The sequence below is a fragment of the Methylobacterium sp. E-016 genome (assembly GCF_022829745.1).
Lineage (GTDB): Bacteria > Pseudomonadota > Alphaproteobacteria > Rhizobiales > Beijerinckiaceae > Methylobacterium.
The window spans coordinates 1-329 of sequence record NZ_JAKSYF010000016.1 but is presented as its reverse complement, the minus strand read 5'-3'; the positions used below and the strand labels follow the sequence as shown (position 1 = coordinate 329).

Genomic DNA, 329 nt, shown 5'->3' with positions numbered 1-329 from the left:
GCGTCGTCGCTCGGCGTCGAGATGCTGCGGTTCGACATGTCGGAATACATGGAGCGCCACACGGTCTCGCGCCTGATCGGCGCACCGCCCGGCTATGTCGGCTTCGACCAGGGCGGCCTTCGCTCCGTCGGGACCCACCAGCACCCCCACTGCGTTCTGGTGCCCTACGAGCTCGAGAAGGCGCATGCGGACCTGTTCCACATCCTGCTGCAGGTGATTGACCACGGGCAGCCCACCAACCACAACGGCAACCAGGTCCAGTTCCTGAACGTTATCCTCATCATGACCACGAACGCTGGCTGGTCCGAGCTCGCGTATGCGGCCTACCG

General features: G+C 64.7%; 1 protein-coding gene. It reads left to right on the top strand.

All coding sequences use genetic code 11. From position 1 onward, the window contains the following. Positions 1–329, top strand: a 329-nt coding sequence (locus tag MKK68_RS00955) for an AAA family ATPase (RefSeq protein WP_244027703.1), incomplete at both ends; no start/stop codon positions are given.